The 23,375-nt window shown below is 68.9% G+C and carries 18 protein-coding genes and 1 pseudogene; 9 read left to right on the forward strand and 10 right to left on the reverse strand.

All coding sequences use genetic code 11. The features are described from left to right. The 3 genes from C1I98_RS12440 to glgP all read right to left on the reverse strand — a co-directional run. On the reverse strand, positions 1 to 1,240 hold a 1,240-nt coding region (locus C1I98_RS12440), incomplete at its 3' end, for a glycoside hydrolase family 10-like protein (RefSeq protein ID WP_199536896.1). Positions 1,241 to 1,391: 151 nt separating this feature from the next. Next, positions 1,392 to 2,297, reverse strand: coding sequence for a MurR/RpiR family transcriptional regulator (locus C1I98_RS12445; protein WP_111167325.1), 906 nt, complete (start codon positions 2,295 to 2,297; stop codon positions 1,392 to 1,394). Between the two features lie 80 nt (positions 2,298 to 2,377). Further along, entirely contained in the window at positions 2,378 to 4,987 is a 2,610-nt protein-coding gene (glgP, locus tag C1I98_RS12450) for an alpha-glucan family phosphorylase (RefSeq protein WP_111167326.1), read from the reverse strand. Positions 4,988 to 5,384: 397 nt separating this feature from the next. Here glgP and C1I98_RS12455 point away from each other — a divergent pair, with 397 nt between their 5' ends. The 3 genes from C1I98_RS12455 (at position 5,385) to C1I98_RS12465 (ending at position 10,690) form a co-directional block, all read left to right on the forward strand. After that, positions 5,385 to 7,523 (forward strand): alpha-1,4-glucan--maltose-1-phosphate maltosyltransferase, encoded by a 2,139-nt coding sequence (locus tag C1I98_RS12455; RefSeq protein WP_111167327.1) that lies wholly within the window; start codon positions 5,385 to 5,387, stop codon positions 7,521 to 7,523. 93 nt (positions 7,524 to 7,616) lie between these two features. Beyond that, positions 7,617 to 9,362: a maltose alpha-D-glucosyltransferase gene (gene treS, locus C1I98_RS12460; RefSeq protein WP_111167328.1), complete on the forward strand. Its 1,746-nt coding sequence runs from the start codon at positions 7,617 to 7,619 to the stop codon at positions 9,360 to 9,362. Continuing rightward, positions 9,359 to 10,690 (forward strand): maltokinase N-terminal cap-like domain-containing protein, encoded by a 1,332-nt coding sequence (locus C1I98_RS12465; RefSeq protein ID WP_111167329.1) that lies wholly within the window; start codon positions 9,359 to 9,361, stop codon positions 10,688 to 10,690. The genes treS and C1I98_RS12465 overlap by 4 nt, the downstream gene beginning before the upstream one ends. Before the next feature lie 17 nt (positions 10,691 to 10,707). On the opposite strand, the gene C1I98_RS12470 is transcribed toward C1I98_RS12465, so the two are convergent. Further along, on the reverse strand, positions 10,708 to 11,544 hold the full coding sequence (locus C1I98_RS12470; RefSeq protein ID WP_146607393.1) for a hypothetical protein: 837 nt from the start codon (positions 11,542 to 11,544) through the stop codon (positions 10,708 to 10,710). On the opposite strand from C1I98_RS12470, the gene C1I98_RS40435 reads away from it, so the two are divergent. After that, positions 11,531 to 11,998: a hypothetical protein gene (locus C1I98_RS40435; RefSeq protein WP_146607394.1), complete on the forward strand. Its 468-nt coding sequence runs from the start codon at positions 11,531 to 11,533 to the stop codon at positions 11,996 to 11,998. The two genes, C1I98_RS12470 and C1I98_RS40435, sit on opposite strands and share 14 nt — an antisense overlap. Positions 11,999 to 12,005: 7 nt before the next feature. On the opposite strand, the pseudogene C1I98_RS12475 reads toward C1I98_RS40435, so the two are convergent. Both C1I98_RS12475 and C1I98_RS12480 read right to left on the reverse strand, forming a co-directional pair. After that, positions 12,006 to 12,128: pseudogene (locus C1I98_RS12475) on the reverse strand (IS5/IS1182 family transposase); the annotation flags it as partial. A gap of 229 nt (positions 12,129 to 12,357) precedes the next feature. Then, positions 12,358 to 12,609, reverse strand: coding sequence for a hypothetical protein (locus C1I98_RS12480; RefSeq protein ID WP_111167331.1), 252 nt, complete (start codon positions 12,607 to 12,609; stop codon positions 12,358 to 12,360). Positions 12,610 to 12,917: 308 nt separating this feature from the next. Here C1I98_RS12480 and glgB point away from each other — a divergent pair, with 308 nt between their 5' ends. Further along, positions 12,918 to 15,089, forward strand: a complete 2,172-nt coding sequence (gene glgB, locus C1I98_RS12485; RefSeq protein ID WP_111167332.1) for a 1,4-alpha-glucan branching protein GlgB — start codon at positions 12,918 to 12,920, stop codon at positions 15,087 to 15,089. Between the two features lie 392 nt (positions 15,090 to 15,481). On the opposite strand, the gene C1I98_RS40440 is transcribed toward glgB, so the two are convergent. After that, the gene (locus tag C1I98_RS40440) at positions 15,482 to 15,742 is read right to left on the reverse strand and encodes a hypothetical protein (RefSeq protein ID WP_146607395.1); all 261 of its coding nucleotides are present in this window, start codon (positions 15,740 to 15,742) and stop codon (positions 15,482 to 15,484) included. A gap of 436 nt (positions 15,743 to 16,178) precedes the next feature. Beyond that, complete coding sequence (locus C1I98_RS12490) at positions 16,179 to 17,543, reverse strand: alanine/glycine:cation symporter family protein (protein ID WP_111167333.1); 1,365 nt, start codon at positions 17,541 to 17,543, stop codon at positions 16,179 to 16,181. A gap of 406 nt (positions 17,544 to 17,949) precedes the next feature. Between C1I98_RS12490 and C1I98_RS12495 the strand changes: the two genes are divergently transcribed. Both C1I98_RS12495 and C1I98_RS12500 read left to right on the forward strand, forming a co-directional pair. Continuing rightward, positions 17,950 to 18,891 (forward strand): RICIN domain-containing protein, encoded by a 942-nt coding sequence (locus C1I98_RS12495; RefSeq protein ID WP_111167334.1) that lies wholly within the window; start codon positions 17,950 to 17,952, stop codon positions 18,889 to 18,891. A gap of 321 nt (positions 18,892 to 19,212) precedes the next feature. Beyond that, complete coding sequence (locus C1I98_RS12500) at positions 19,213 to 19,533, forward strand: hypothetical protein (RefSeq protein WP_146607396.1); 321 nt, start codon at positions 19,213 to 19,215, stop codon at positions 19,531 to 19,533. Between the two features lie 496 nt (positions 19,534 to 20,029). Here C1I98_RS12500 and C1I98_RS12505 read toward each other — a convergent pair whose 3' ends face one another. Next, positions 20,030 to 20,857 carry a DnaB-like helicase C-terminal domain-containing protein gene (locus C1I98_RS12505; RefSeq protein ID WP_111167336.1) on the reverse strand — a complete coding sequence of 276 codons (828 nt, stop codon included), beginning with the start codon at positions 20,855 to 20,857 and terminating at the stop codon, positions 20,030 to 20,032. Between the two features lie 255 nt (positions 20,858 to 21,112). Beyond that, positions 21,113 to 21,394 carry a P-loop NTPase family protein gene (locus C1I98_RS12510; protein ID WP_158558005.1) on the reverse strand — a complete coding sequence of 94 codons (282 nt, stop codon included), beginning with the start codon at positions 21,392 to 21,394 and terminating at the stop codon, positions 21,113 to 21,115. A gap of 56 nt (positions 21,395 to 21,450) precedes the next feature. Here C1I98_RS12510 and C1I98_RS12515 point away from each other — a divergent pair, with 56 nt between their 5' ends. Together C1I98_RS12515 and C1I98_RS12520 are read left to right on the forward strand one after the other, a co-directional pair. After that, positions 21,451 to 21,627 carry a hypothetical protein gene (locus C1I98_RS12515; protein WP_368773525.1) on the forward strand — a complete coding sequence of 59 codons (177 nt, stop codon included), beginning with the start codon at positions 21,451 to 21,453 and terminating at the stop codon, positions 21,625 to 21,627. Positions 21,628 to 21,831: 204 nt separating this feature from the next. Continuing rightward, positions 21,832 to 23,375, forward strand: a 1,544-nt coding sequence (locus C1I98_RS12520) for a S8 family peptidase (protein ID WP_158558006.1), incomplete at its 3' end; no start/stop codon positions are given.

The following is a 23,375-nucleotide window of genomic DNA, read 5'->3' on the forward strand; positions in this document are numbered from 1 at the left end:
GGGGCGGCAGCACCGGGGCCGGGTAGTGGTCGGCGACGACCTTGGTGATCGAGCCGATGCGGTCGGCGCGCACGTCGGCCGCGTTGTACCAGATGTCGCCGCCGATCGCCGGAAGGCCCCGGTTGAGGGTGAGGTGCGCGGACAGCTCACCGGGCTCGAACCACGGCGCGGGCTGCCCGGTCGCCGCGACCTTGTAGGCGGCCTGGCCGATCCACAACTGCACCCCGGTGCCGGTCGCCACATCGGCCCACCAGGGCGCGAGCTTGGCGTAGTCGGCGACGGCGAACCCGATGTTCCAGTAGATCTGCGGCGCGATGTAGTCGAGCAGGCCCTTCTTCACCCAGCCCCGGGTGTCGGCGTGCAGGTTGTCGTAGGACTGGCTGCCGTTGGTGTCGGAGCCGAGCGGGTCGGTGCCCTTGTTGCGCCAGATGCCGGACGGGCTGATCCCCCAGGCGACCTCGGGTTTGGCCGCCCGCACCCGCTGCTGCATCTCGCGCACCAGCAGGTCGACGTTGTCGCGCCGCCAGGCGGCGAGCTCGGGGAACCCCGCGCCGTACTTGGCGAAGGCCGCGCTGTCGTCGAAGGCCGGGGTGTTGACCGGGTAGAAGTAGTCGTCGAAGTGGAGGCCGTCGAGGTCGTAGCGGGTGACCGCGTCCATCATGGCGTCTTGCACGAAGGCCCGGACCTCGGGCAGGCCCGGGTTGTAGTAGAGCCGCCCGCCGTAGGCGACGATCCACTCGGGGTGCCGTCTGCCGGGGTGGTCGGGGTGCAGCTTGGCCGGGTCACCCTGCATCGAGACCCGGTAGGGGTTGAACCACCCGTGGAACGCGAGCCCGCGCTTGTGCGCCTCGGCCACCGCGAAACCGAGCGGGTCATAGCCGGGATCTTTGCCCTGCGTGCCGGTGAGGTATTCCGACCACGGCTCGTGCGGCGACGGCCAGAACGCGTCGGCGGCCGGCCTGATCTGGACGAACACCGAGTTGAGCCGGCGCGCCACCGCCAGGTCGAGCCAGGCCCGGAACTCGGCGCGCTGCTGGTCGGGGCTCAGGCCGGGCTTGGACGGCCAGTTGATGTTGACCACGGACGCGATCCACATGCCGCGCATCTGCCGCAGCGGCGCCGCGGTGGGTGCGATCATCGGCACGGCCGCCTCCGAAGGCAGGGCGAACAACGACGCGAGCGGTCCCGCCGCAGCGGAGGCCGCGAGGCCGCGCAGCAGGACTCGGCGATCCATGGCCATGGCCTGGCTCCCTGGGGGTCGAACGGGGGTCAAAGGAAAAGGGGCTCTAGCGGAAGATGACAGAAATTTCCCAAGGAATCAATGCACTGAAGAAAACCGTCAATACTCACTCTTCGTATCGGCAAGCTTACCATAAGCCACCGCAGAGTCCTTAAGGCTTGGTACGCCCCGAACGCAGGAAGTCGCCGATCGCGTTGCGCGTCGCCTGGAGCGCCCGCTGCGAGGAGTCGAAGGTGCGCTGCGCCACCCCGACGAACACACAGTCCACCACCAGCAACTGACTGATCCGGCTGGCCAGCGCGCCCGGCCGGAAGGCGGTCTCGCGCCCCGCCGAGATCAGCACATGGTCGGCGACCTGGGCGATCGAGCTGCGCGGATTGTTGGTGATCGCCACCGTGGCCGCCCCCGCGTCGCGCGCGTTGCGCAGCGGGCCGAGGACGTCGGGCGTCTCCCCCGAGGTGCTGATGCCGACCGCCACGTCGCCCGCGCGCAGGAGTACCGAACTGGTCAGCGCCAGATGCGCGTCGGTGAACGCGTTGCTCGTCATGCCGATGCGCAGCAGCTTCTGCGCCATGTCGGTGGCGACCAGGCCCGACGCGCCCACGCCGTAGACATCGACGCGGCGGGCCGCCGCGACGGTCTCGACGACGAGGCCGAGGCGTTCGGCGGTGAGCTGGGCGACGGTGTCCTCGATGGCCTCGGACTCCGCACGGGAGACCTTGACGATCACCTCCGACAGCGGATCGTCGGGCGCGAGGTCGCCGGGCACCAGCCGCTCGGCCGGACGGGTCGCGGAGGCGGCCGCAAGGGCCAGCCTGAGCTGGGGATATCCGGCGAAGCCGAGGACGCGGGCGGTCCGCACGATCGTGGCCTCGCTGGTGCCGGAGGCCGCGCTCAACTCGGTGATGGTGCTGCGCGCGACCATGCCCGGGTCGTCGAGGATCAGCCGGGCGACCGTCTGGGCCGCCGGGGTCAGCGACGGCAGCACCCCCCGTACCGTGGCGACCAGCGTCTCGACCGGAGGCCCCTCACCGGGCCGGGTGGTTTCGTCGTCCATGGCCGCCCTCTGGTGTGCCGGAAGTGTGCCGGTTACCTGATCAACACCGTGTGAGAGGGCAGCCTACCGCCCGCGCCCGGCTACCGGAGCGTGCCGTTCGTCATGCCCGCCGGCGCCTCCGGCACCGCGACCAGCCCCAGCTCCGCCGGTGAGTCCATCAGCGGATGCGCGGGCACCACGCGGATGGTGTAGCCGAAGGCCCCGGTGCGGTCCAGCGGGATGGCCCCGGTGAAGTGCGCCCTGCCGTCGTCGCTCACCGAGTCGATCGCGAAGTCGGCGAAGTCGGGGCCGACGAGTTCGTCGTGCAGGCCGACCTTGCCGTACGCGGCCTGGACGCGGACATCTCCCGGTTCGAGTTCGCCGAGCGCGATGGTGGCCCGCAGCTCCAGCGTGGCGCCGACCTCAGGCGTGTCGCCCAGCCCGGCGGCCTCCACGTGCTCGACCCGGACCCCCGGCCACGCCTGGGTCACCCGCAGCTTCCAGGCGGCGAAGCCCTTGGCGGCGGCGTGGTCGTCGGCGGCGAGGGCCCGCGCCGAGGCGGCGGCGGGGGCATAGAGATCGATCACGTAGTCGCGGAGCATCCGCCCGGCCAGCACCTTGGGGCCGAGCGAGGCCAGCGTGTGCTTGACCATCTCCAGCCATCGCCGGGGCAGTCCGTCGGCGGCCCGGTCGTAGAAGCGGTCGGCGACCTCGTGCTCGATCAGGTCGTACAGGCCGGCGGCCTCCAGTTCGTCGCGGCGGTCGGGGTCGGCGACGCCGTCGGCGGTGGGGATGGCCCAGCCGTTGGTGCCGTCGTACCACTCGTCCCACCAGCCGTCCCGGATGGACAGGTTGAGCCCGCCGTTCAGGGCGGCCTTCATGCCGCTGGTCCCGCACGCCTCCAGCGGGCGCAGCGGGTTGTTCATCCACACGTCGCAGCCCTGAACCAAGAGCCGTCCGAGGTTCATGTCGTAGTCGGGCAGAAAGACGATGCGGTGCCGGACGTCCTCGGCGTCGGCGAACTTCACGATCTGCTGGATCAGCTTCTTGCCGCCCTCGTCGGCCGGATGCGCCTTGCCGGCGATCACGATCTGCACCGGACGCTCGGGATGCAGCAGCAGTTCGCGCAGCCGCGCAGGGTCCTTCAGCATCAGCGTGAGCCGCTTGTAGGAGGGCACCCGGCGGGCGAAGCCGATGGTCAGGACGTCAGGGTCGAGGGCGTCGTCGATCCAGCCCAGCTCGGCGACCGAGGCCCCCCGGTCCACCCAGGAGGCGCGCAGCCGCCGCCGGGCCGCGTGTACGAGCCGGGTTCGCAGCGTGCCCCTGATCTCCCAGATGTCCTTGTCGGTGATCTTCTGGACGCTGTTCCAGCCCTGGGAGCTGTCCACCAAGGAGGGGAGTTCGCGGCCGGCCAGCTCCATCAGCTCCCGGCCGACCCAGGTGGGGGCGTGTACGCCGTTCGTGATCGAACCGACCGGTACGTCATCGAGGTCGAAACCCGGCCAAAGACCCTGGAACATCTCCCTGCTGACCTCGCCGTGCAGCCGCGACACGCCGTTGACCCGCTGGGCCAGCCGCATGCCCATGACCGCCATGTTGAACATCCCGCGCCCGGGCTCGTGCTCCTGCCCGGCCGGGGCGGGCTCGGCGCCGAGGGCCAGGATGCGCTCCACCGGGACGGTGGGCCAGGCGTTGTCGCCGCCGAACTGCCGGGCGATCATGTCGGCCGGGAACCGGTCGATCCCGGCCGGCACCGGCGTGTGGGTGGTGAAGACCGTGCCGGCGCGGACCGCCTCAAGGGCCTCGTCGAAGGACAGGCGGCTCTCGGTCAGCTCGCGGATGCGCTCCAGGCCGAGGAACCCGGCGTGTCCCTCGTTGGTGTGGAAGACCTCGGGCTCAGCGTGTCCGGTGATGCGGCAGTACTGGCGGATGGCCCGCACGCCGCCGACGCCGAGCAGCAGTTCCTGCATGAGGCGGTGGTCGGTGCCGCCGCCGTAGAGGCGGTCGGTGATGTCGCGGGCGGCGTTGTCGTTCTCGGCCACGTCGGAGTCGAGCAGCAGCAGCGGGACGCGCCCGACCTGGGCCACCCAGATCTGCGCGTGCATGGTGCGGTCCTGTGGAAGGCCGATGCGGACGCGCGCGGGCACGCCGTCGGCGTCCTTGAGCAGGGTGAGCGGGAGCCCGCCCGGGTCCAGGCTCGGATAGTGCTCCAGTTGCCAGCCTTCGGGGGACAAGGTCTGGCTGAAATAGCCATGCCGATAGAGCAGCCCGACGGCGAGAATGGGGACACCGAGGTCGCTCGCGGTCTTGAGGTGGTCGCCGGCCAGGATGCCGAGTCCGCCCGAATACTGCGGGAGCGCCGCGGCTATGCCGTACTCCGGGGAGAAGTACGCGATGGCAGAGGGGGCACCGGGGATGGTCTGGTACCAGCGCGGTGCCGTCATGTACTCCCGCAGGTCGTCTGCGGCATCGGCGAGCCGGCGCAGGAAGCGCCGGTCGCCGGTGAGCTGCTGGAGCCGCTCGGCCTCGACCGCGCCGAGCAGCGCGACCGGGTCGCCCCCGACGCGCTCCCAGGTGTCGGGGTCCACGTCGGCGAAGAGGTCCAGCGTCTCCGGGTGCCACGACCAGCGAAGGTTGTGGACCAGCTCGCCGAGCGCGGCGAGCTCGCCAGGGAGGACGGTGCGTACGGTGAACCTGCGGATTGCTCTCACGCTGCCAGACCCTAGTTACTCTTCGACGTACTGCGCGACCGAAACACCCGTGCTGGGCACATGCCTCTCAACCGTCTCCCCTTACTCAGCGGCAAAACATTTCAAAGCGGAATTCCTGCTCAGCGCCTTGTCGTACCGGGCCTCCCGGATCGTCCCCGGACCTGCCGTGCTGGGGCAACTCGCCCGAGAGGAAGACTTCATGACTCTTTCTCCGGGAGGCATGAAGCCGGGTGATTGGGGCACGTCCTTGGATGAACCACCGACTCTTCCCGGGCGCCACCAGGACATCAATGTCGCGGCGCATGCCGACGCATGCCCGGGCCATGACCAGAGAAGGATCCTTCCTTCCGGACAATCCCCGGCGGCACCGAGTGTGCCGTCGCTACCTTGAGACGCGATGATTGGACGAATCCCCATACTGGACATCCACCCGGTGGTCGACTACGGCCGGCGGCCGGCCAAGGCCGCCGCGGGCGAGACCTTCGACCTGGCGGCGACGGTGTTCCGCGAGGGCCATGACGCGGTCGCGGCCGGAGTGGTGCTGACCGATCCCGCGGGAGCGCGCGGGCCGTTGCTGCCGATGCGGGAGCTGGCGCCCGGCACCGACCGCTGGGGTGTCCAGGTGACGCTGCCCGATGAGGGCCTTTGGCATTTCCGCGTCCAGGCGTGGGGCGATCCGATCGCCACCTGGCTGCACGACGCCGCCATCAAGATCCCCCGGGGTCTCGACGTGGACCTGATGTGCGAGGAGGGCGCGCGGCTGTTCGAGCGGGCGGCCAAGGCCGTACGACCGGCCGACTGCCACGGCGCGAACACGCCCGCGGCCAGGGCCGAGCCGGTCGCCGTCGGCGCGGGTCGCGGCGGTGCGGGCCTCGGTGCGCCCGGCTCCGGCGAGCGCGCCTGCGGCCACCGCGCCGCGCTCCAGGAGATCGCGGCCCGGCTGCGGGATGAGGATCTCGACCCGAGGGCGCGGCTCTCGGTGGCGCAGCTTCCGCAGACCGCCGCGCTGCTCGCCGCCCATCCGCTGCGCGACCTGGTGACCGTGTCGGACGAGCACGAGATCCTGGTGCACCGGCGCAGGGCGCTGTTCGGTTCGTGGTATGAGTTCTTCCCGCGCTCCGAGGGCGCGATCGTGGACGACGCCACCGCCCCCAAGTCCGGAAATTTCCGTACGGCGAGCAAGCGGCTCCCCGCCATCGCCGCCATGGGCTTCGACGTCGTCTACCTGCCCCCCGTCCACCCCATCGGGCTCGCCCACCGCAAGGGCAGGAACAACACCCTGCACCCCGAGCCCTACGACCCGGGATCGCCCTGGGCCATCGGCTCCGAGCGCGGCGGCCACGACGCGATCCACCCCGACCTGGGGGATTTCGCGGATTTCGATGCCTTCGTCCAGCGCACCCGCGAGCTGGGCATGGAGGTCGCGATCGACCTGGCCCTCCAGTGCTCCCCCGACCACCCGTGGGTCAAGGAGCACCCGGAGTGGTTCAACGTCCGCGCGGACGGCACGATCGCCTACGCGGAGAACCCGCCGAAGAAGTACCAGGACATCTACCCGCTCAACTTCGACAACGACCCAGAGGGGATATACGCCGAGGTCAGACGGGTGATGCGGCTGTGGATGGACCACGGCGTGCGGATCTTCCGGGTGGACAACCCGCACACCAAGCCGGTGAGCTTCTGGGAGCGGCTGCTGGCCGACATTCACTCCACCGATCCCGACGTGCTGTTCCTGTCGGAGGCGTTCACCCGCCCGGCGATGATGCAGACCCTCGCCAAGATCGGGTTCCACCAGTCCTACACCTACTTCACCTGGCGCAACTCGCGGGTGGAGGTGGAGGAATACCTCACCGAGCTGTCCAGGGAGACCTCGCACTTCTTGCGGCCGAATCTGTTCGTCAACACGCCGGACATCTTGCACGAGTACCTTCAGCACGGCGGAGTGCCCGCGTTCAAGATCCGGGCGGTGCTGGCGGCGCTGATGGGGCCAACGTGGGGTGTGTACGCCGGATATGAGCTTGCGGAAAATGTCCCGGTTCGCCCCGGTAGCGAGGAGTACCTGGATAGTGAGAAATATCAATACAAACCACGCGATTGGGTGAATGCCGAGCGTGAAGGCCGTAGTCTCGCTCCGTTCATCACGCAGCTGAATTTGTTCAGAAGAGCTCATCCGGCCCTGCAAGAATTGCGTAACCTACGGTTTCACAACGTCGATCAGTCAGACATCGTCTGCTTCTCCAAGCGGTTGCCCGCGGAGCGGCAGGGCGGCGCCTACGACGCGTCCGGCGCGCGCCGGCACGGCATGGGCGATGTCGTGCTGGCGGTCGTCAACCTGGATCCGCACAACACCCGCGAGGCGACCGTGTTCCTGGATCTGCCAGCCCTCGGTCTTGACCCGCAGGCCGAGTTCGTCGTGGACGACGAGCTGTCCGGCGAGTCCTACCGCTGGCGTCAGGCCAATTACGTCCGTCTCGATCCGCAGATCCAGCCGGCCCACATCTTCACGGTGCGAGCGGCACCGGCCGCCGTCAGGTAGGTCCGGTGCAGCGAGCGTAGGCAACAGCCCGCCCCGCCGGCCGCCCCCGGCCGCGGAACCGCGAGCGATCGAGACAAGCGGGGAGTCACCACGGTGAGCTCGACACCTCAGCCCGTTCCCAACACGTTCACCCACGAGAAGCCGAATGACCCTTACTGGTACAAGCGGGCGGTCTTCTACGAGGTGCTCATCAGAGGGTTCGCCGATTCCAACGGCGACGGCACCGGAGACATCCGCGGGCTCACCGCGAAACTCGACTATCTCCAGTGGCTAGGCGTGGACTGCCTCTGGCTGCTTCCCCTGTACGAGTCTCCGCTACGCGACGGCGGGTACGATATTTCGGACTATATGAAGATCCTTCCGGACTTCGGGGACCTCGGGGACTTCATCAAGCTCGTCGACGAGGCCCACAAAAGGGGCATGCGGGTCATCGCCGACCTCGTCATGAACCACACCAGCGACCAGCACCCGTGGTTCCAGGCGTCCCGGCACGACCCCACCGGACCGTTCGGCGACTTCTACGTCTGGTCCGACACCGACGACCGCTACCCTGACGCCCGGATCATCTTCGTGGACACCGAGACGTCCAACTGGACCTACGATCCGGTCCGCGGCCAGTACTTCTGGCACCGGTTCTTCTCCCACCAGCCGGACCTCAACTTCGAAAACCCCGACGTCCAGGACGCCATGCTGGAGGTGCTGCGGTTCTGGCTGGACCTCGGCATCGACGGGTTCCGGCTGGACGCCGTCCCGTACCTGTTCGAGTCGGACGGCACCAACTGCGAGAACCTCCCGGCCACCCACGCCTACCTCAAGCGCATCCGCACCGAGGTCGACCGCCTCTACCCCGACCGGGTGCTCCTGGCCGAGGCCAACCAGTGGCCCAGCGATGTGGTGGAGTACTTCGGCGACCCGGTGACCGGCGGCGATGAGTGCCATATGGCGTTCCACTTCCCGCTGATGCCGCGCATCTTCATGGCGGTGCGCCGCGAGTCGCGGTACCCGATCTCCGAGATCCTGGCACAGACCCCCAAGATCCCAGAGAACTGCCACTGGGGGATCTTCCTCCGCAACCACGACGAGCTGACCCTCGAAATGGTCACGGACGAAGAACGCGACTACATGTACGCCGAGTACGCCAAAGACCCGCGCATGCGGGCGAACGTCGGCATCCGCCGCCGGCTGGCCCCCCTGCTGGAGAACGACCGCGACCAGATCGAGCTGTTCACCGCCCTGCTGCTCTCGCTGCCCGGCTCGCCCGTGCTCTACTACGGCGACGAGATCGGCATGGGCGACAACATCTGGCTCGGCGACCGCGACGGAGTCCGCACCCCCATGCAGTGGACCCCCGACCGCAACGCGGGCTTTTCCGACTGCGACCCCGGCCGGCTGTATCTGCCGGTCATCATGGACCCGATCTACGGCTTCCAGGCGATCAACGTCGAGGCCCAGCAGAAGAATCCCGGCTCGCTGCTGCACTGGACCAAGCGGATGATCGAGATCCGCAAGCGCCACCCGGTTTTCGGGCTCGGCGCGTTCACCGAACTCAACTCCTCCAACCCCAGCGTGCTCGCCTTCGTCCGGGAACTGGGCGACGACCGCGTCCTCTGCGTGAACAACCTGTCGAGATTCCCGCAGCCGGTCGAACTCGACCTGCGGAGATTCGAGCGGTCGGTCCCGGTGGAATGCATGGGAGGGGTTCCGTTCCCGGCAATCGGCGAGCTTCCGTATCTTCTGACGCTCCCTGGGCATGGGTTCTACTGGTTCACCCTCCCGCCCGTCTCATCGGACAAGACCCCATCCCGCTCCTGTGAGGAAGGACCTGCGACGGCGACGTGACGAACACCTTCGAGGAACTGCTCTCCGGCTGGATCGCCCGGCAACGGTGGTTCGCCGGGAAAGGGCATGCCATCGAAGAAGTCACCGTCGAATCCGAGGTCGAGGTGGCCCCTGGCATGAGCCACCTGATCGTCGCCGTCCGGCAGGGCGAGACCCTGGAGCGCTACCAGATCCTGCTGGGACGCTCGGCGGACATCCCGACCCGCCTCAAACACGTACAGATCGGCCCCGACACCTACGACGCGGCCCACGACTCCGAGATCACCGGCGCGCTGCTGCGCGCCATGGCGGACGACGCCGACCTAGGTAGCGGCGAGTCGCGGCTGCGCTTCCGGCACATGACGGGCGTCGACATCGACGTCGGTGCGCGCAGCCTGGTGATCGGGGCCGAGCAGTCCAACACCTCACTGGTGTTCGGGGACGCCTACATCTGCAAGCTGTTCCGCCGCCTCACGCCCGGCGTCAATCCCGAACTGGAGATCGTCACGGCGCTGGCCAGGCGCGGTTCGGCGCACATCGCCACGCCGTACGGCTGGATCGAGACCGACCTGGACGGCGAGCCGACCACGCTGGCGATCATGCAGGAGTACCTGAGCGTCGCGAACGACGGCTGGGCTCTGGCCCTGACCAGCGTCCGCGACCTCTACGCGTCCCTGCCCGGGGTCGGCGCGGACCAGGTCGGCGGCGACTTCGCCGCCGAGGCGTACCGGCTCGGCACGGCCACCGCCCACGTCCACCGCGAGCTGGCCGCGGCCTTCCCCACCGGGGTGGTCGAACCTTCCGACGTGAAGCGGATGGCCGAAATGCTGCGGCGCCGCCTGGACAACGCCATCGCCGAGGTCCCCGCGCTCGACGGGTGCGCCGGCGTCGCCCACGACGCCTACAACGACCTGGCCGGCATCACCGGCCCGGTACCGGTCCAGCGCATACACGGCGACTACCACCTCGGCCAGGTCATGCGCACCCCCACCGACTGGATCGTGCTCGACTTCGAGGGCGAGCCGGGCCAGCCGCTGACCGAACGGCGCGCGCTGTCCTCACCGCTGCGCGACGTCGCCGGAATGCTCCGCTCCTTCGACTACGCCGCCCGCCACATGCTCGCCGACCACCCCGACGCGGTCTCCCTGGAGGGCCGCGCCCAGGAATGGGCGGCCCGCAACCGCGCATCCTTCCTGGCGGGCTACTCCGAGGGCGCCGGCCGCCACCTGGGCGCCGAGGAGGCCGCCCTGCTACGAGCACTGGAGCTGGGCAAGGCGGTGTACGAGGTGGTGTACGAGGCCCGCAACCGCCCCACCTGGCTGCCGATCCCCCTGGCCGCCTTTTCCTGAGAGGCCATGGACCCGCGTCACAGATGCTGGATCGCCGTCCGCACCCGCTCGGGAGCGACCTCGGTCAGCTCTCGCAGGACGCGTTCTCGCATTTTCGGGGCCATGCGCATGGCGGCACGGACCAGCGAGGTGACCCATTTGCCGTTCGCCCGGGCGAGGTCGGCCGCATGGGCCGCGAGCCAGTCAGGGTCGTGTTCGCCGAACGTCCGTGGTGTGTGCCTGGGGCCGATGCCGGCGAGTGCGAGTTCCCTGGCCACACCCAACGCGGGCCGGTCGGCCAGGTCGCCGGCCTCGTCCACGACCAGTACGCGCTCGTGCAGCAGCACTGCCGCATAGTCGAGCAGTGAGGACGCGGGCCGGTCGGGATCCGGAACGGAGCTCAACCGGTCCCGGCCGCTGGCCACGGACCCGGCCACCTGTTCGGCGCCCGCCGCGTCCCGCTCGTTGTAGAAGAAGTCATAGGCGCCGCGTACGAGAAGCGGGTCATCGGAGTCCAGGAGGCGCGCGACGGCCCGGCTCAGCAGCGTTCGTTCATCCCCGAGAAGGCGGTACAGGCTCGTGATCCAGACCGCGTCCAGTGCGACACCGGGCGGTTCGAACGGGGGCCGGAAGATCGCCCTGGCCACCAGCGCGTCCCAGTCGGTGGCCGGGCCGAGCCGCACCGCATCGAGGGTGGCGGGGAGCGGGAAATCGGGGTGTCCGGCGCATACCCAGTCGCGAAAAGCCGGATAGAGATCCTCCGGCTCGGCGCCGATCTGGTAGGTGTCGTACACGTCCTGCCGGTGGTGACCGCAGAAGTAGCGCCGGTACGCGGCATCCTCGGCTGCCTGGACCCACTCGTTGCTCTCCTTCATCATCCATTCCTTCGAACCCGCGAGCCACCGCAAGAGCCTTGTCTCTGTTCCAGTCAGGGTCGATTCTGCGCTGCATTCGCACCTGGCGGGCGCTCAACCTGAATCCGGTCTCGGCCGGAGTCAGGCCGAGTTCGCGACTGCTCGAATCGGTACGCCGATCTCTCGAATCACGTTGATGCACGACATCGGAACCCTCGGGGATCGGTGCCATCGCACGTGGCAACCGCCTCCGCTCGACGGTCTCCGGGGTCATTCCGGCCGCGCGCATTTCCTCTCGCCGAGCCTCCAGGAACGCGAGGTTCAACCCCGCCTGTGCGATGAAATCGTCGATCTGCGCCTGCTTCCTCGGGTCCATGATGTCCATGCCCAGGATGTTGGTGAAGGACTCGGTGATATGGGTGAACCGTTCGGTGAGAGTGCCCCCGTCGAACACCGCCATCAAGTCGTGCACTGAGCCCTTTTCACCGGGTTTCGCGGAGTTGTAGTACGAGGATGGCCTTGACGAGTTGACCTGCGCGGCGCGGGCAGCAGCGGAGTTTGCGCAGGAGGTGCCAGGTCTTCAGTTGGGCGTTGGCGCGCTTCGGCAGGCGCACCTTCTCGTGACTGGGCATCCGGCACCTTCCCTGGTCAGCTCGACCCGCCAGGAGGCAACAGGATGACATCGAGCGCGTCGCGGCACCGCGACCCAGGCGTCGCAGGAGCGTCGCCGCAGACCCAGGGAACCGCCGTCCACCACCCGGCCGCCGGTCGATTTCATGCCCCGGGCCGGTTCGCGTCTCCCGTCGAACGCGAACCGGCCCGGGTCATCGATCACTAAGCGATCCGGCCCCGGTACTCGACCGGCCCCTCACCAGGGAATCGGGCCGTTCCCTCGAACCTGCTGCCCCCGTCGAAGAAGGTCACCGAGCCGTTGCCCTCGTCACCGCTCCAGGTGACCGTGGTGCCCGTCGAAGGCCGGCCGTCGTCCGGGACGACGCCATTGCGGTTGGCGATACTGATGGTCAGCGGCCGGTCCTGCTGCCAGCCGCCACCGCCCGTGTGAATCTCGGTGTTGTAAGTGGCCATTGCTCTCTCCTTCGCCCGACATCGCGATGAAGGCGCGCCCGATGACCGCGACCGCCTGCGTTCGTGGCTATTGTCTCCTCGCCCCACTCCTTCGTAGAGTTACTAATGGATCTCGAAGGGTGATGATGATGTGACGTCCGTGGCGATTGATACGCATGCGGCCTCGGCGTCCCAGAGCCCCGCCGTACGAAAGATCGGAGCGGCGTCCACCGCGAAGGTGACGAAGTAACCCGCCGGACATGCAGATCTTTCCTTAGACGTCACGGGGAAACGTGGGTTGAATCCCCTCGCTCGGGCAGGGTTAGAGCATGCGGGACAACACGGAGCTTGACCGGCTGGCGGGTGGCGCGCACCACGATCCCCATTCCATCCTCGGGGCTCACCCCGGCCCCGGTGGGGTGACGTTCAGGACGCTGCGGCCGTTGGCGGAGCAGGTCGAGGTGGTGCTGGAGGGCGGTGCGCGGCATGCCATGCGGCATGTGGCGCACGGGGTGTTCGAGGTCGTGGTGGGCGGCCTGGACAAGATCCCGCCGTATCGGCTGAGCGTGAAGTATCCGGACGGCGAGCCGTACGAGAGCGGCGACCCCTACCGGCACTGGCCGACGCTCGGCGAGGTGGACCTGCACCTGATCGGGGAGGGCCGGCACGAGCGGCTGTGGGAGGTCCTCGGCGCGCGGGTGATGCGGCACAACGACGAGGACGGCACCGCGTTCTCGGTGTGGGCGCCGAACGCGCGCGGGGTGCGGGTCGTCGGCGATCTCAACCACTGGGACGGTTCGGGGCACCCGATGCGGTCCCTCGGGCGGTCCGGGGTGTGGGAGCTGTTCGTGCCGGACGTGGCGGCGGGCGAGCGGTACAAGTTCGCGGTCCTCGGGGTGGACGGCGTGTGGCGGATGAAGGCCGACCCGATGGCCCGCCGTACCGAGTGCCCGCCCGCGACCGCCTCCGTGGTGGACGGCTCGGCCTACTCCTGGCGCGATGACCGGTGGATGCGCGAACGGCCGTCCCGGCGGACGCTCGCCGAGCCGATGAGCGTCTACGAGGTCCACCTGGGGTCGTGGCGGCCCGGATTGTCCTATCGCGAGCTGGCCGTGCAGCTGGTGGAGTACGTCCGGGACATGGGGTTCACGCACGTGGAGTTCCTGCCGGTGGCCGAGCATCCGTTCGGTCCGTCGTGGGGGTACCAGGTGACGTCGTACTACGCGCCGACGGCGCGGTTCGGCTCGCCCGACGACTTCCGGCACCTGGTGGACGAACTGCACCGCGCCGGGATCGGGGTGCTCCTGGACTGGGTGCCCGCGCATTTCCCGATGGACGACTGGGCGCTGGCCAGGTTCGACGGCACGCCCCTCTACGAGCACGCCGACCCCTTCCGGGGCGAGCACCCCGACTGGGGCACGTACGTCTTCGACTACGGGCGTCCCGAGGTGCGTAACTTCCTGGTGGCCAACGCGTTGTACTGGCTGAAGGAGTTCCATGTGGACGGCCTGCGGGTCGACGCGGTCGCCTCGATGCTCTACCTGGACTACTCCCGCCGCGAGGGCGAGTGGACCCCCAACATCCACGGCGGCCGGGAGAACCTGGACGCGGTGGAGTTCCTCAAGGAGATGAACTCCGTCTGCTACCGCGAGGCCCCGGGGATCGTGACGATCGCCGAGGAGTCCACGGCGTGGCCGGGGGTGTCGCGTCCGGCGTATCTGGGCGGGCTCGGGTTCGGCTTCAAGTGGAACATGGGCTGGATGCACGACACGCTCGCGTACCTGCGGCACGAGCCGATCTTCCGGCAGTACCACCATCATCAGATGACCTTCTCCCTGATGTACGCGTTCTCGGAGAACTTCGTGCTGCCGCTCTCCCACGACGAGGTCGTCCACGGGAAGGGGTCGCTGCTGGGCAAGATGCCCGGCGACGAGTGGCAGCGGTTCGCCAACCTGCGGGCGCTGCTGGCGTTCATGTGGGCGCATCCGGGCAAGCAGTTGCTGTTCATGGGTGGGGAGTTCGGACAGGGTTCGGAGTGGTCGGAGGAGCGCGGCCTGGACTGGTGGGTGCTCGACTTCGACGTCCACAAGGGGGCACAACTGCTGGTCCGCGACCTCAACCGGATCTACCGCGACACTCCGGCGCTGTGGGAGCAGGACGCCGCCCCCGAGGCGTTCCGCTGGATCGACGCCGACGACGCACCGGGGAACACGTTCTCGTTCCTGCGGTACGCGCGCGACGGGTCGGCGCTGGCCTGCGTCGCGAACTTCTCGGGGTCTCCGCACGACGACTACCGGCTGGGCCTGCCGTACGGGGGACAGTGGGAGGAGATCCTGAACACCGACGCCTACGAGTACGCGGGCAGCGGTGTCGGGAACCTGGGCGATGTGCGGGCGGTCGAGTTCCCCCACCACGGCCTGGAGTACTCGGCCCGGCTGCGCGTGCCGCCGCTCGGCGCGGTCTGGCTGCGCCACCCGGGGCCCGCCGATGAGGTGACGTGACCGGCTGCACTACTATCTGATCGCTCGGCCCTCCGTCAGCGTCACGCGGCGGGGGGTCGAGCCATGTCGGGGCGCGTCCACTCATGCCGGGTCATGCCGGGCCATACGGACACGGTCTTATGTACCTTTCGCCCTTCTCTCCGGGGGAAGATCAGCTTTAGACTCCATAGTGGACTATGTGTCTGCCAATTCGGCGTTTGCTGGCGTTGGCTGTGTTTGTGGGCGTTGAATTTGCAGGTCACCGCCCCTGGGATGCGTTGGATGCGTTAGTCGGCGCTGGGTCTGTTAGGGCGTGTTGTACCATCTTGGGCGTGTCACCGTGCGGCGGCAAGCGGCATCGGTAGCCTTCCCAGGATGGGCGGGGACTTTCGTCGTGCGCGAGGTCAGGTGGGCTAGCTGGTCCAGGCGCGGTCGAGCGCCTCCTGCTCACGCTGTTGCCGCTCCGCCTCCAGTTCGGCCACGAGTTCCGGGTGCTCCCGATCGAACTCGGCCAGTGCCCGCTCGGCGTCGGCGCTGGCGTTACCCGCTTCCACCGCCGGTCCCCACGATGCTTCCTCATCCAGGGTTCGCGCGCGGGCGTGCTCCTCGGTGGCGAGCGCCTTCTCAAGTACTTCGACGAGCTTTTGGCGCTGCCCCGCGGCGTTTGTTCCCACGCCCGCCGCTTGGCGTCCTGGCGTGCCCTCTCGGCGGCGCGCAGCGCGGTGGCCTCCGTCGGCGTGAGCAGCAGGGCACGGTCACCTGTTCCGACGCACGAGACCGTTTCACCGATCGGGCCGCCGGGCTTGGATCGGCGGCACCGACCAGTCGCATGCCTCCCCCAAAACCACAGAGCCGCCCCGAAAAGCGGCGGAGTCAAATGAGATCAGGCTCCCAGAGAAGTACGGGCGACGAAAGGTCGCCCGACCACCGCAAAAATCGGCAGAAAAATCGATCCTTCCATTCGAGAACCGCACATCGGTGAAGGTTACGCTGCCCCGGATCGCCGCGCGCCGCCCCGCACCCCGCGTCCGCAGCCGCCACAGTCGGCAGTCAGGCGGCAGGCGGCCGAACGGCGAGCCACGGTCTGCGGCTCGCCGTTCTCATCGGGGTTCAGGCGGTGGGTATCTTCTCCCAGTCGGGACGGTTGAAGTAGGCACGAGTCTCCCGGACCACCAGGCCGGAGAGCATGAGCAGGCCGATGAGGTTCGGCAGAGCCATGAGCCCGTTCATGATGTCGGAGAACGTCCACACAGTCTGTAGCTCCAGCACCGTGCCGACGAAGATGAGCGCGATGAACAACAGCCGGTATGGTGTCACCGCCACTCGGCCGAAGAGCCGGTCCATGCAGCGCTCACCGTAGTACGCCCAGCCCAGCAGCGTGGAGAAGGCGAAGAACACCAGGCCGATCGTGACCACGACGCCGCCCCATTGGCCGGGAAGGCCGTGGCTGAAGGCCAGGGTGGTCAGCGGGGCGCCGTTCTCGCCGCTGCGCCAGGCGCCGGTGACGACGATGGCCAGGCCGGTCATGCTGACCACGACTAGCGTGTCGATGAAGGTCTGGGTCATCGACACGAGCGCCTGCCGCACCGGCTCGTTCGTCTTGGCCGCCGCCGCGGCGATGCCCCCGGTGCCCAGGCCCGACTCGTTGGAGAAGATGCCACGGGCCACGCCGTATCGGATCGCCAGCAAGACCGTCGAGCCGACGAACCCACCGGTCGCGGCGGTGCCGGTGAAGGCATCAGTGACGATCGTAGCAAGCGCCCCCGGCAGGTTCCCGATGTTGGCGATGATGATCCACAGCGCGCCGAGGATGTAAAGAACGATCATCACAGGGACGAACGCGCTGGTGACAGCGCCGATGCTCTTGATGCCGCCCAGGATGACGATGGCGGCCAGCACCGTGATGATCGCACCTGTCAGCCACATGGGAATGCCCCACTGGGAGTGGAGCGCGTCGGCCACACTGTTGGACTGCACCATGTTGCCGATGCCGAACGCCGCTAGCGCGCCGAAGACGGCGAACAGGACGCCCAAGGTGGCTCCGAACTTCCCGCCCACGCCATAGGTCAGGTAGAACATCGGGCCGCCGCTCTGCTCGCCCCTGGCGTCGGCACGCCGGAAGCGCACGCCGAGGAACGCCTCGGAGTACTTCGTGGCCATGCCGACGAGGCCCGTCACCCACATCCAGAAGATGGCGCCCGGGCCGCCGAGGTGGACGGCGGTGGCCACGCCGGCGATGTTGCCGACGCCCACGGTCGCCGCCAGCGCCGTCGCCAGGGCCTGGTAGTGGGTGATGTCACCCTCGCCACCCGGCTCATGGCGCCGGACGAGCGCGAGCCACAAGGCGTGGAAGAGCTTGTGGAACTGTATGCCGCGCAGCACGATCGTGAGATAGAGGCCCGTCAGCAGGAGGAGAGGGATCAGCAGGAACGGTCCCCAGACGAAGTCTGAGATCGCGGACAGGGTGGTTTGCACGCAAGCTCCTCAAGGTTGCGCATGGTCACAGCATCAGAATCTTGCCACCCACCTCTCGTCTGGATATAGAGCAGACCGGTTCTTTTTGCACATATGTATGCAGTCCGTAATAGCGGCGGCATCTTGCTCGCTCCTGGTGGCCAGGCCGACCCACCTGCGCTGACAGCCTTCTTTACCCCTGGCAAGGCCGTTTCGGGCCCGATCTCCGGCTCGACGTTGGTCGCTCACGCCTCGCCTGGATTCTCCCGGCCGTCACCGGCGGCATGCGGGCAGGGGCGTCAGGGCTTCGCCGCACCGTCCGGGCGGAACGGTGGGCCTGGCAGATGGGCTGAGGGTTTGGCGAGGATTAGGGGCCATGCACCCCCATTCTGCAAATTGTCCAGATCCGCAAGAGGCGAGGACGCCTGTGGAGTTCGTCGCGCAGATGCGGCGGCTCAGGGCGTGGTCAGGGCTGACGTTCCGGAACCTGGAGGCACGGGCGGCCGCGGCGGGCCGGTCGTTGCCGCACAGCACGCTGGTGGGCGTACTCCACCGCAGCACCCTGCCGCGGGACGAACTCCTCGTGGCGTTCGTGCTCGCCTGCGGCTGTAGTGAGGAACAGGCCGCGTCATGGCGAAGCGCGCGTACCCGGCTGGCGATGGGCGAGCCGCCGCCGAGCGCGGGCGCTGAGCCCGTGACCTCCGGTAACGCGGACTTCTGGTACCTGCCCTCCAGGAACTGGCACCTGCCCCCCAGGAAGTGGACGTACTGGCTTTCGATGATCGCCGTCACGGCCGTCCTGCTGCTGTTACCGACCGGAGGCCCGGCCCAGCGAGAGCTGACCCGGGCACAGACACCGACGCCGCCATCGCCACCGGCGGAGCGGGCCGGGACCGGCGCGCCGCTCGCGGCGGGCTACTACCGCATGAGGTTTCCCGGCAGCGACCGCTGCCTGTCGGCGTCCAAGGGCACGGACGGCAGGATCCGGCAGCTTCCCTGCGCCGACGTCTTTCCGAGGCGGCTCGTGCAGCCACTGGGCGACGGCACGTACAAGATCCTCACGCAGCACCCGAAGCTGGGTCCGGGCTGCATGGGCGTACGCGCCGGGGAGGTCCACGACGACTACTGCGGCGAGAAGGGCGGCAACCAGACCGACCGGTTCCGGCTGGAGCCCGCGGGCACCGGAGCGGCCGACCGGCAGATCGAGGTCGCCAACAGCGACCAGTGCCTGGCGTCGCCCCACGGCGCCGCTCGGCGAGCGCCCGGCCCTGCCGGGAGGCCGGGACGGTCTGGACGCGGGTGTTCTTCCTGGCGCTCATCGCGGGTGCCCCTCCTCGCTCGGTCTTTGCTCGGTCAACCGCAACGGTAGAGGGGGCCACCGACAAGATCCGGCCCCTGCTGACCCCCCGAAAAGCAGGCGCCGATCACCACCGGATCGGCTCCCCCCGCCTCACGCATCAGCCGCACGGAGGCGCCTTCCACACGTCGACGTCGAATCCCAGATCGTCGGTGTACCGGGCCGCGTCGACGTGATGGACCGCGGCGCGCGAAGCCGCCGGCTCGATCGCGGCCTTGGCCAGATCTGGCCGCAGCGCCTGTCTTGACGGCCAGATCCGTCCGGCTACGTTTCCATTAGGAAACTTTCCTAATCGCAGGCGAAGCAGCACCGCCCACCCGGAAAGGTCGGATCATGAAAATGCGAAAGGTCGCCGCCACCCTCTTCGGCGGAGCACTCATCACCGCCACGGTCATCACCGGCACGGCCGCACCGGCACACGCCGTGCCCAGCGACTGCTCCATCGGCAGCGCACCCGGCGGCGGTGGGTACACCAGCTACTGTGCGAGCGGCACCGGCTACCACCTGATCGCCGTGGCCTGGAAGCACCCCAACCCGCAAATGCCCGAGTCTGGAGTGTGGTACGGCGAGTGGGCGCCCGTCGGCGGCACGTCCGTCGTGTACATCCCCTTCAGCAGGCAGATCATCAGCGTGAACATCGTGACGAAAGACTAGATGGCAGGCAATTTCGAGGTGACCAGCATCGGTACGGCCATGTGCGGTACCTGAGCAACGCAGGCGCCTCGGCGATGCCGTCGCCGCCGTCCCGGCCATGGCGGGGCGGCGGCCAGGCGGGGGTACCCCGGCCTGGCCCGCACCGTGTGACAGAGGGAATTTACCGCGCCCCGGGTCCACAGCGCCACGCCTCCAGCGTCTCCGCCCATGCGCCCCCGGGAGCGGCTGTACGCGCCGCTGGGCCCCGCTCGCCGCCCGCCGATGAAAGGGAATTGCCATAGGGGCGTTCGGCGCCCAGGGGCCATTTCAGGGCCGAATAGGCGAGCTCCTTCTCGCCCGTGCCGCCATTCCCCCGGCGGCGCTCATTCCCCCGTCACGAAATTGGTTCTCAGGGCATAGTGCCCTGGAATACGACCGTAACCGAATCTCCTGGCCCACGGCGGCTCACGCTCATGCACATCCGAACAACGCAACATAATCGCGGCATCTGGGTACGTTATGAAGCCGCCGGAGCATCCCACCGCGCCATATTCGCAATCCGGGCATAATGCCCCAGAAACGCTGCGGTCACCGTCCCCGTCCGCCCCTGCCGATTCTTCGCCACGATGATCTCGGTCTCACCGGTGTGTGGAGACTCCGGATTGCCGTGAGCCCGGCGATGCACGAGGATCACCACGTCGGCGTCCCCCCGCAGCCCCGCAGGGATATCACCCAGCACTGGAGCCTGTCCCCGCCTTAGCCGACGCTCGCATTCTTCGTCCCCGGGCCCCTTCATCTGCGACACGGCCACGATCGGCATGTCGAAGGTCCGCGCCAGCCGCTTCAGCCCGGCGGTGAATCCGGGTGCGTCGGGACTCCATTGCGGCGGGTCACCGAACTGGACGAGCTGCACGTAGTCGATCACCAGGAGCCGCAGCCCGCGGTTCGACGGCCTGGCCAGCGTGGACCGGATCTCTTCCAGGGAACAGGCGGCCGGCGAGATGAAGGTCAGTGGCATGGAGCGCAGAGAGTCCGCAGTTCGCTGTACGCGCTGCAGATCCGCTTCGGACAGTTCTCGCAGCGCGAGGTTCCGGCGCGGGATGCCGCTTTCGGCGGACAGGATCTTCTCGGCGATCTCTTCGGTGGACTCTCCGCAGGTGAACATGAGTGTCGGAAGCCTGTCGCGGATCGCGGCTTTGCGGACGACGTCCAGCGCCAGGATGCTCTTTCCAACGCCGGTGTGGCCGGCGATGACGATGAGCTCGCCGGGCCGGAACTTGCCCGTCAGCGCCTCCAGCTCGCGAAGGGGTGGTACTACACCGGACGGGGGTGCGGTTGGGTCCATGGCGTCATGTTGTCCTGTTCGTGAGCGGATGCGGGGCTGTTCTCGAAGGTGACTGCCGACCGCGGCCGGGGATGTATCCGCAGGGTGATCCAGTCGGCGGCGTCGCCTTGCCCGGCGAGGAAGACGCCTGAAGGTCTGTGCAGCCCGTAGCGGCTCGATCGCGACCCGTCGCGGCTGGGGGGAGTCTCCGGAGGGGCCGTTCGCGGCTCACGGGCCGAATGAGGGCCGCCGAGACGGCATCCGGACGGCGCCGGGCTACCACGGAACGGGCTTCCGCCGAGACTCCCCCACCACCCGCACCACCACGGCCCCATGCAACAGCCGCTCGGTGATCCGAGACCCGTACCGCTCCACCAGGTTCGGCCTCACCGGCCGCTGCTCCAGCGGCGTGTCGGCGAACCCCCGCTCGTCATAGGGCAGATTCGTGGTCACCACCAGCTCGCGCCGGTTACGAACCCGCGCATCGACCAGCCGATAAAGCTGCTCCAGCGACCACTCGGTGACCTTCTCCGCGCCGAGATCGTGAAGGATCAGCACGTCACACCGGCACGCATGATCCATCACCCGCTCCGGCGCGGCACACGGCGGCCACGTTGATGCTGGAGGCCGGGCTGGACATCAAGGTGGCCTCGGTCGGGCTGGGGCATGCGAACACGCAGATCACCCGGGACCTGTATATGAAGGTGCGTCAGGCAGTGCTGGACGAGGCAGCGGAGCGGGTTCTCATGCTGGTGCAGGGCGAGGAGCCGGCCGGGGTGCAGGAGGCCTGATTGCTTGGCGCGGTGTCTCCATTCTGTTTCCATCGGCCTGGTCGGCGAGGGTGAGGCGGGCCCAGAGGGTGTCCGGTTAGAAAGGGTTTGCCATGATTTGCGGCCGGGGCATATGGCACAAACACCTGGAAAGGACGTAGTCCGGGCAACTGTTGGTTATAGTTGCGCTAGCGGGCTATGTGCCTCCTTGCCCCCGGAGGAAGTGTGCGGTTCCGACGCGTGGCCGTCTGTTCGCTCCTGCTCGCGCTATTGCCCGCCGCCCCCGCGATGGCCGCCGATCCCCCGGCAGAACCCAAGATCGAGATGGGCCTGCGCGCCGAAGCCGCGGCCCGGCCGGTCCGGGCGATCGTGGAGTTGCGCGATCCGGCCGCCGCCGCGCCCCTCGCGGAGCAGGCCGAGCGCGCCCCGGGCGCGGAACGCGCCGACGTGGTACTGCGGCCGGCGCCCAGCGAACGCCCGTTCATCGTCGTCACGGCCGGCGCCGAGGCGTTGCGGAGCCTCGCGGACGACCCGCGGGTGCTCTCGATCCACAAGGACCACGCCTACCCGCCCGCCCTGGCCGAGACGGTCAAGGTCATCGGGGCCGACCGGGCGCACGCCGAAGGCGTGCAGGGCACGGGTACGTCCGTGGCGGTGCTGGACAGCGGGGTGGACCGCGACCATCCGGCGCTCGCCGGCAGGATCGTCGCGGAGGCGTGCTTCTCGGCGACCGGCGAGGAGGGCCTGCAGCTCGAATCGCTCTGCCCCAACGGGGAGGACACCCAGATCGGGCCGGGCGCGGCCGACGCCGAGACCGCCAGGTGTCTGGACGGCGGCGTGAACTTGTGCGACCACGGCACCCACGTGGCCGGGATCGCGGTGGGCGCGGCGGCGGCCGGGGCGCCGGGGCCGGGGGTCGCGCCTGGCGCGAACCTGGTCGCCGTCCAGGTCTTCAGCAAGGTCCATGACCAGGAGACCTGCGGAATCCCGGCGGCCTGCCTGCTCGCCTTCGAGTCCAGCCTGCGGCTGGCGTTCGACCACCTCGGCACGCTCGCCACCGCGCACCGGATCGCGGCGGTGAACCTGAGCCTCGGCGGCGGGCTGTCCGGCACCGCCTGCGACGACACCGAGGAGGGGCGGGGCCTCAAGCCGCAGATCGACGCGCTGCTCGGGCAGGGGGTGCCGACGGTGGCGGCGGCGGGCAACGAGTCGTTCGAGGGCGCGGGGTTTCCCGGGTGCATCTCCTCGGCGGTGACCGTGGGCGCGACGGACGACGCCGACGCCATCGCGCCGTTCTCCAACCAGGGGGCGCTGGTGGACCTGTTCGCGCCCGGGGTGGAGGTGACCTCGGCGGTGCCCGATGACACCTACACGGCCTACAGCGGCACCTCGATGTCGGCCCCGCACGCGGCGGGGGCGCTGGCGCTGCTGCGGCAGAAGTTCCCCGACTCCACGGGAGCGGACCTGGTGGAACGGCTGAAGGCCGCGGGGCGCAAGGTCGTCTACGGTACGGTCACCACGCCGCGGATCGACGTCCACGCGGCCCTGACGGGTACCGAGCCCTCCCCGCCGATCAGCCACTCCCCCGCGGAGCCGGAACCAGAGCCGGAACCCGAGCCCGAGCCGGTACCGCAGCCTGAGCCTGAGCCTCAGCCCGAGCCTGAGCCTGGTCCGACCACGGAGCCGCCGCCACCACCGGGACCCGCACCGGCGCCCGAGGTCACCGTCACCGTGACGGTCACCGTCACGCCCGCCCCCAGGCCCAAGCC

This window comes from Spongiactinospora gelatinilytica, assembly GCF_003236385.1.
Classification (GTDB): Bacteria; Actinomycetota; Actinomycetes; order Streptosporangiales; family Streptosporangiaceae; genus Spongiactinospora; species Spongiactinospora gelatinilytica.

Excerpts from the sequence above, each read along its gene's own strand:
- C1I98_RS12480 (WP_111167331.1), bottom strand. The coding sequence starts at position 12,609 with ATGGCCACTTACAACACCGAGATTCACACGGGCGGTGGCGGCTGGCAG.
- C1I98_RS12505 (WP_111167336.1), bottom strand. The coding sequence starts at position 20,857 with ATGGACCCAACCGCACCCCCGTCCGGTGTAGTACCACCCCTTCGCGAG.
- glgB (WP_111167332.1), top strand. The coding sequence starts at position 12,918 with ATGCGGGACAACACGGAGCTTGACCGGCTGGCGGGTGGCGCGCACCAC.
- C1I98_RS12445 (WP_111167325.1), bottom strand. The coding sequence starts at position 2,297 with ATGGACGACGAAACCACCCGGCCCGGTGAGGGGCCTCCGGTCGAGACG.
- C1I98_RS12455 (WP_111167327.1), top strand. The coding sequence starts at position 5,385 with ATGATTGGACGAATCCCCATACTGGACATCCACCCGGTGGTCGACTAC.
- C1I98_RS12500 (WP_146607396.1), top strand. The coding sequence starts at position 19,213 with ATGAAAATGCGAAAGGTCGCCGCCACCCTCTTCGGCGGAGCACTCATC.
- C1I98_RS12470 (WP_146607393.1), bottom strand. The coding sequence starts at position 11,544 with ATGAAGGAGAGCAACGAGTGGGTCCAGGCAGCCGAGGATGCCGCGTAC.